Source organism: Brevibacterium sp. LAARM3_SD1 (genome assembly GCF_057364765.1).
This window is the reverse complement of sequence record NZ_JBNFOL010000039.1, coordinates 22,592-30,295: the sequence shown is the minus strand read 5'-3', so window position 1 is coordinate 30,295 and position 7,704 is coordinate 22,592. Positions and strand designations below refer to the sequence as shown.

Annotated in this window: 3 protein-coding genes and 1 pseudogene; 3 read left to right on the top strand and 1 reads right to left on the bottom strand. The window is 63.4% G+C overall.

Annotated elements, in window-relative coordinates; all coding sequences use genetic code 11:
• Positions 1-285 precede the first annotated feature (285 nt).
• Positions 286-1,386, bottom strand: coding sequence for a DUF6882 domain-containing protein (locus tag AC2W7L_RS16615; RefSeq protein ID WP_486005328.1), 1,101 nt, complete (start codon positions 1,384-1,386; stop codon positions 286-288).
• 215 nt (positions 1,387-1,601) lie between these two features.
• Between AC2W7L_RS16615 and AC2W7L_RS16610 the strand changes: the two genes are divergently transcribed.
• The 3 genes and pseudogenes from AC2W7L_RS16610 to AC2W7L_RS16600 all read left to right on the top strand — a co-directional run bounded on the left by AC2W7L_RS16610 (position 1,602) and on the right by AC2W7L_RS16600 (position 7,565).
• Positions 1,602-3,335 (top strand): ABC transporter ATP-binding protein, encoded by a 1,734-nt coding sequence (locus AC2W7L_RS16610; protein ID WP_486005327.1) that lies wholly within the window; start codon positions 1,602-1,604, stop codon positions 3,333-3,335.
• 1 nt (position 3,336) lies between these two features.
• Positions 3,337-5,462: pseudogene (locus AC2W7L_RS16605) on the top strand (ABC transporter ATP-binding protein).
• 402 nt (positions 5,463-5,864) lie between these two features.
• Positions 5,865-7,565: a hypothetical protein gene (locus tag AC2W7L_RS16600; protein WP_486005326.1), complete on the top strand. Its 1,701-nt coding sequence runs from the start codon at positions 5,865-5,867 to the stop codon at positions 7,563-7,565.
• Positions 7,566-7,704 lie beyond the last annotated feature (139 nt).

Sequence of the window (7,704 nt, the reverse complement as noted above, 5' to 3'; positions counted from 1 at the left end):
CGCGGCGTTTGGCTAGTGAGAGGGCTTCAGGCATGGCCCGAAGTGTGTCAACAACGTATTGAGACATACTGTCAGCAACGTAATGAGTCAGGTTGTCAGCAACGTAATGAGACAACACAGCGCAGCTACCTGGCGCGGGGTTGCTGGGCCCCCGTCAGGTAGCAAATAGGGAAAACGGTGGGCCCTGAGACGCCCCTGAACCGTTGAAGGCCGATGAATCGTTTGGGGCCCCGCCAGCAGGCGGGCCGCAAACGTTCGGTACGGGTCAGGCGGCTCAGCGGCGCGTCAGCGACCGAACAGCTTCGAGAACAGCCCCTTCTTCTTAGGCTTGGCCTCCTCGGCAGGCGCTTCCTCGGCCGGAGTCGCTGCTTCAGCGGGCTGAACTGATTCGTCAGCGCGCGGCTGCTCGTCTTCCGGCTGTTTCTGCTCGTGTGAAGCGTCTGCAGCCTCTGCCGCAGGTTCGCCTGGCTTGGGCTCGGCAACCGGGATCGCCTCTGCTGCGGGTTCTTCGACCGGCTGAGGTTCTGTCCGGGACGGTTCGTCGGTCGGAGTCGGCGCGGGGGCCGAAGGCTTCGGCACAGCAGGTGCGGCAGTTTCCTCCGCGGCGGGGGCGGAAGCCGGACCAGACGTACGGGAGGCGGTGGCCGCCTCGGCGGGGGTTCCTGTGGAATCCGCGGCGGCAGCGAACTGCTCGGCGGCTTCGCCCTCGAGCGGCGCATTGAGGTCGCAGTTGGAGATGCGACGCTGATCGTCGAAGGACAGATCTGCGGACCCATCGGCGAACAGCATCCGCAGGCCGCCCTCCGGCAGTTCTGCCGTCGGAATGCCGCGCTTGGCGACGTACGACTCGATCGCCGCTCGGTGATCGGTCACCGTCGTCTGCGTCAGCCCCTGCATGAGTGCACGCACCGAGACCTTGACCTGCGGGGCGGGTATCGCGATCTCGGCGGCATCGACGAGCAACCAGACCGTTGTGCCGGCGCGCGCGGCAGGGTAGTGGGCCCACTTGTTCGTGGCCTCTTTAGCCGCCAGAGTCAGACGCAGAGCGAGCTCCTCATCGAGGGAGAGCTCAGGGGTCGTGAGCTCGCTGACCTCCTCAGCGGCACCGAACTTGCGCACCTCGTGGGAGAGTCCGACGATGGCATCCGGGAAGTCATTGACGTTCTCCCAGCCCCACAGCCACGTCTTCTCCCGGTCGGACTCCGAACCGAGCAGATGCGGTCGGGTGCGCAGGACGGCACCGTCAGCTGGTGTGAACGTCAGATGCGGGTCGGAGCTGAAGTCGACTTCCCACTCCGCGTCGGCGATGAGCGCACCGAAATGCGTCTGCACCTCCGTCGAATAGAAGACGGCGCGATTGACCAGGTCCTGCAGAGTTGAGCTCATGGTTTCAAGCGTATGCGGGAGCGCCCGAGAATCGAGGAGGCACGCGGTGCGAGGCCCGTGTCAGTGCCTCATGGTGAAGTAGAGGTCTGAGTTTGAAGGCACGATCTGCCGCCCGATCGTCTATCTCTGAGCGGAGAATCCATGTAAAATAGCCTGTTGCGCTTCGCAACTCTCACGACCCCAATGTCAGCCACTCTTCACTCAGGACGTTCAACGTGGCATTACTCCGCCTGTCCCTGAAATACGCCAAAAACTACTGGCCGTTCATCATTCTGGTCGTCATCCTGCAGCTGGCTTCGACCATCGCAGCGCTGTACCTGCCCAGCCTCAACGCTCGGATCATCGACGAAGGTGTGGCCAAGGGAGACACCGATTTCATCTGGTCGACAGGCATGACGATGCTGCTCGTCTGCCTCGTGCAGGTCACCAGCGCGATCACCGCGATCTACTTCGGCGCCCGCACGGGAATGGGCGTCGGCCGCGACCTCCGCAGAGCCATCTACCGGCAGGTCGACGACCTGTCGATGCTCGAAGTCGGAAAGTTCGGATCCGCCACCCTCATCACCCGCAACACCAACGACGTCCAACAGGTTCAGATGCTGGTGCTCATGACCCTGAACTTCATGGTCTCGACCCCGATCATGTGCATCGGCGGCATCATCATGGCCCTGCGGGAAGACGCAGGGCTGTCTTGGCTGGTGTGGGTCTCCGTGCCGGTTCTCTTCATCGTCGTCGCCATCCTCGTCTACCTCCTTATGCCGCTGTTCCGTCGCATGCAGGACCAGGTCGACGACATCAACGGTGTTCTGCGCGAGCAGATCACCGGCATCCGCGTGATCCGCGCCTTCGTCCGCGAACCGTTCGAAACCGACCGCTATGCCGATGCCAACCGTGCTCTGACCGAAACCTCGGTCAAGGTCGGCAACCTGTTCGTGCTCATGTTCCCCGCCATCATGATGATCCTCCACCTCGCGACTGCGGCCGTCCTGTGGTTCGGCGGTCACCGCGTCGACGCCGGACAGATGGAAGTGGGGTCGCTGACCGCGTTCCTGCAGTACCTGCTGCAGATCCTCGTGGCCGTGATGATGGGCGTCTTCATGATGATGATGATTCCGCGCGCCGTCGTCTGCGCCGAACGTATCGCAGAGGTCCTCGACACCCGCAGCACGATGAACATCCCGGCCGGCGTCATGGAGATGCCCAGCCGCGGGGAGCTCGAATTCCGCAACGTCACCTTCGGATACCCCGGCGCCGAGGTGCCTGTCATCGAAGGGCTCAACTTCACCGCCCAGCCCGGAACGACCACCGCGATCATCGGATCGACGGGTTCCGGCAAGTCGACGATAGTCAACCTCATCCCCAGACTCATCGACCCGCAGGAAGGCGAGATCCTCATCGACGGAAACCCCGTCACCGAGTTCAACCGCCACCAGCTGGCCCAGCTCATCGGTCTGGTGCCGCAGAAGCCGTACCTGTTCTCCGGCACGATCGCCTCGAACCTGCGCTTCGGCAACGAGGACGCCACAGATGACGAGCTGTGGGAGGCGCTGCGCATCGCCCAGGCCGACGACTTCGTGACCGAGAAGGACAACCGGCTCGAGGAACGCGTCGCCCAGGGAGGCACGAACTACTCCGGTGGGCAGCGTCAGCGCCTCTGCATCGCCAGAGCCCTGACGGTGAAGCCGCAGATCTATGTCTTCGACGATTCGTTCTCCGCTCTCGACGTCGCCACCGACGCACGGCTGCGGGCGGCCCTCGACGAATCGACGGGGGACGCCACCGTCATCGTCGTCGCCCAACGCGTGTCGACGATCCGGGATGCCGATCAGATCATCGTCCTCGAGGCCGGAAAGATCGTCGGCCGCGGCACCCACGACGAACTCGCCGAGGCGAACCTGACCTACCGCGAGATCATCGAATCCCAGCTGACCACGGAAGAGGTGAACTGACATGGCCAACGACACCTCGACCGAGACCGTGGTTGCAGCGGAAGACGAATACATCCCCAGCGGCGAAGAGCTGGAGATGAGCGGAGGCACACCTCCGCGCAAGGCCAAGCACTTCTGGCCCTCGGTCAAACGCCTGTTCGGGCTGATGGCCAGCGAGAAGAAGGGCATGATCGTCGTCGTCGCCCTCGTCGTCGGCTCCGTCGTCCTCACCGTCATCGCTCCCAAGGTCCTCGGCAAGGCGATGGACGTCGTCTACTCCGGAATCATCGGTGCGCAGCTGCCGCGGGCGCGAATATCAACGACATCATCGCCGGGGCGCGCGCCGAAGGCCGTGACGACTTCGCCGACATGCTCGCCACCGCCGAGGTGGTGCCCGGGCAGGGAATCGACTTCACGGCGCTCAGTCAGATCATCATCGCCGTCCTGCTCATGTACCTCGTGGCCTCGATGCTCATGTGGGCGCAGGGTTACATCCTCAACGCCCTGGTCATGCGCGTCGTCTACCGACTGCGTGAGGACATCGAACGCAAGATCAACCGTCTGCCGCTGCGATACTTCGACACCCGGCAGCGCGGCGACGTGATGTCGCGAGTGACCAACGACGTCGACAACATCCAACAGGCCCTGCAGCAGGCGTTCTCCCAGCTCGTGCAGTCGGCGCTGACGATCATCGGCATCGGCGTGATGATGTTCATCGTGTCCTGGCAGCTCGCGCTGCTGGCTCTCATCGCTCTGCCGCTGTCGGCGATCATCGCCGGCGTCATCGGAACCCGGTCGCAGAAGCTGTTCAAGGCGCAGTGGAAGCACACCGGTGAGGTCAACGGACATGTCGAGGAGTCGTTCTCCGGCCTCGACATCGTCAGAGCCTTCGGCCGTGACGAGGTCATGCTCGAGGAGTTCGACCGTCGCAACGAATCCCTGTACAAGGCGTCGGCGGGAGCACAGTTCGTCTCCGGCATGATCATGCCCTCGATGCAGTTCGTGTCCTATCTCAGCTACGTCCTCATCGCCGTCGCCGGCGGCCTCAAGGTGGCGACGGGGCAGATGACGCTCGGCGATGCGACCGCGTTCATCCAGTACTCACGTGAGTTCTCGCAGCCGATCTCCGAGATGGCCGGTGTTGCGAATATGCTCCAGTCCGGTGTTGCCTCGGCGGAGCGGACCTTCGAGCTGCTCGACGCCGAGGAAGAGGATCCCGACGAGGTGCAGGAGGAGCTGCCCCCGCGCACCCCGGGGAAGGTCGAATTCTCCGAGGTGAGCTTCCGCTATGCTCCGGAGACGCCCCTCATCGAGAAGGTGTCCTTCACCGCCGAACCGGGACATACGGTGGCGATCGTCGGTCCGACCGGCGCGGGCAAGACCACCCTGGTCAACCTCGTGATGCGCTTCTACGAGATCACGGGCGGAACCATCTTCCTCGACGGCATCGACACCCGCGACCTCAGCCGTGCCGACCTCCGCTCGCATGTCGGCATGGTGCTCCAGGACGCCTGGCTGTTCGAGGGCACGATCGCCGACAACATCCGCTACGGTCGGCTGGGTGCCACCGATGAGGAAGTCGTCGCGGCCGCCAAGGCGACGATGGTCGACCGGTTCGTGCGTCAGCTGCCGGACGGCTATGACACCGTCATCGATTCCGACGGCGGAAGCGTCTCGGCTGGTGAGCGACAGCTCATCACGATCGCCCGAGCCTTCCTCGCCGATCCTTCGCTGCTCATCCTCGATGAGGCGACCTCCTCGGTCGACACCCGCACCGAGGTGCTCGTGCAGCAGGCGATGGCGGCACTGCGGACCGATCGGACGTCGTTCGTCATCGCCCACCGGCTGTCGACGATCCGGGACGCTCACACCATCCTCGTGATGGAGGACGGCGCGATCGTCGAACACGGCAATCACGAGCAGCTGCTTGCGGCAGAAGGCGCCTACTTCCGGCTGTACATGTCGCAGTTCCGTGGGGAGGACGCCGAGGAGCAGTTCACTGCCGAGGTGCTTGCCGAGACCGATGCCGAGACTGGTCCGGCGGTCGACGAGACTGCCTTTTCCGGTAGTGACAGTCCCGACAGTCCGAACGCCGAAGGCGAAAGCGCTGAGACACCGGAAGAGGACGGTCCCTCTCGGCAGGTCTGACTGTTCCGCTCTGTCGCAGGGTCCCCGAGTTCGAGCTCGGGGACCCTGCAACGCATTCACCGCAGAAATCAGGTGGCGAACGAAAGTCTGGCATAACGTTTTCTCGGCCGAAAATGCCGAATACGACCCAACTGTGACGTTTCTCTGACCGCTCTGCCGCTCGGACCTCGGGGCCTGAATCGAGGTGGCTGTGCAGGTGAGAGCTCAGCTGTTGGAGCGACCGAGAGGGGTGCCGGAATTGGGGTGCGCGAAGAGTATTGCGAAGTGATAAACATTCGGCAAAACGCCTCTATCACTTCTGTCATGACCTAAATGAACTAAAGTCGTGCGCGCCCTATTGCCTGCGTATGGTCCTAGCCACAACTGAAAACGGCAACCGGCCAGAACTCTGGAAGGACCATCATGAAACGGTTGGCAATGGCGGCAACATTCGCCCTGGCTCTCTCCATCGGAGGAGTGAGCCCGGCGCTGGCCGACGTCAACTCAGCAGCCGACGCGACAGGCGTGCAGGCGGCAGGAAACGGTGACGCAGAAACCCCGGGAACGGAAGACCCGCCCACAGGCCCCGGTGACGACGCGGACCCGGGAGACGACGGTACGCCCACCGAGCCCGGAGACGAGGAGGAATCGACCGATCCGGGAGGCGACGAGAACGCAGCCGATCCCGGTGACGGCGAAGAGTCAGCTGATCCGGACGAAGGTTCGGAGGAACCGACCGAAGACTCGGCTCCGATTGATGCTTCGTTCTCCCTCGACCAGCCGACGATGCCGGTCGACGAGGCAGCTGAAGCCATCCCGTACACGATCACCGGCCTCAAAGCAGGAGACACCGTGACCGCTGGCCCCGGCGAAAACGGTTCCATCACCGTGGACAACGACGGTACGTTCAACGGAGAGCTCCGCGGCAATACCGAGATCAAGGTCGGCGATGTCCTCGATGTCACCGTGACCGTCGCCCGCGACGGTCAGGAGTCGAAGACATTCACCGGCAGCGTGGAGATCACCGAAAATCAGGACGATGCGGATGCGTCCGTCAGTGTCGATCCGCAGAGCCAAGGGATCGATTCGTACCTCGACAACGGCGTCGACATCGCCGTGAGCAACTGCGAACCGGGCGAAGAGGTGACAGTCACCATCGTCCGCAAGGGCGAGGATACGAATATCTGGGAAGAGACGAAGACCGCCGGCGATGACGGTTCGGTCTCCACGTCCTTCATGCCCGGCACCGGTGGCGATGGATGGATCGGTGACTTCGTGGTCAGCGCGGAGTGCGGTGACACGAGCGCGGAGACGACGTATTCGGTCACTGAGAATGACGATGGAACCGATGCGGATCTCAGCGTCACTCCACAGAGCCAGAAGCTGGCCGAGTTCCTCGAGAACGGAGTCAACATCACTCTCGTCAACTGCCATGTCGATTCCGAGGTGAAGTTCCAAGTGAGCTCCGCGAAGGACCCCGACTCGGTGATCTGGGACGAGACTCAGGAAGCCGGTGAAGATGCGGCCGGATCTGTCCAGTTCCTCCCCGACGGTGACGGCGGCACGGGATGGGTCGGTGATTTCATCGTCGTGGCCTCCTGTGGTGACAAGAGTGCAGAGACCACGTTCTCGGTGACCGATGACGGCAGCGTCGTCGACCCGAAGCTCTCGATCAGCCCTGAGACGATCTCGGGGGAGGACTTCATCGACCGCGACAAGGGCGTGCAGTTGACGCTCACCGATTGTGCAGCGGAAGCCGATGTCCATTTCGAGGTGTATTCCGGGGACAAGTCCGAGAAGCTCTACGAGCAGACGGCAACGGCTGATGAGGATGGTGCAGCCGGCATCCAGGTCTATGGCCTCGGCGACGACCCCGGATACTATGTTGGCAGCTATAAGGTGTTCGCCGATTGCATGGACGTCAGCAGATCGGGCGAATTCGTCGTCACCGGCGGTGAGCCCGGTGGCGGGGACGGAGGCGACTCCGGTGAAGCCGGCGGTTCCGGAGGCGGCTCGTCGATGCCTCGCACCGGTGCTGAACTCACCGGTCTGGCTGCGGGCGCACTGCTCATCCTCGGCGGTGGAACAGCCATCGGCTTGGCCCGCCGCAAGAACAAAAGCTGACAGCGACCGGCGACCCCGTCGGGTTGGTGACTCCACTCGGCCCGACGACGAGAAGCGGTCCTGGCGGAAGTGATCGGCCCCGGTTCCTCGACTTCGAGGAACCGGGGCCGATCCGTGCTGTCTTCCGGGGCAGCGCTGA

Excerpts from the sequence above, each read along its gene's own strand:
- AC2W7L_RS16600 (WP_486005326.1), top strand. The coding sequence starts at position 5,865 with ATGAAACGGTTGGCAATGGCGGCAACATTCGCCCTGGCTCTCTCCATC.
- AC2W7L_RS16615 (WP_486005328.1), bottom strand. The coding sequence starts at position 1,386 with ATGAGCTCAACTCTGCAGGACCTGGTCAATCGCGCCGTCTTCTATTCG.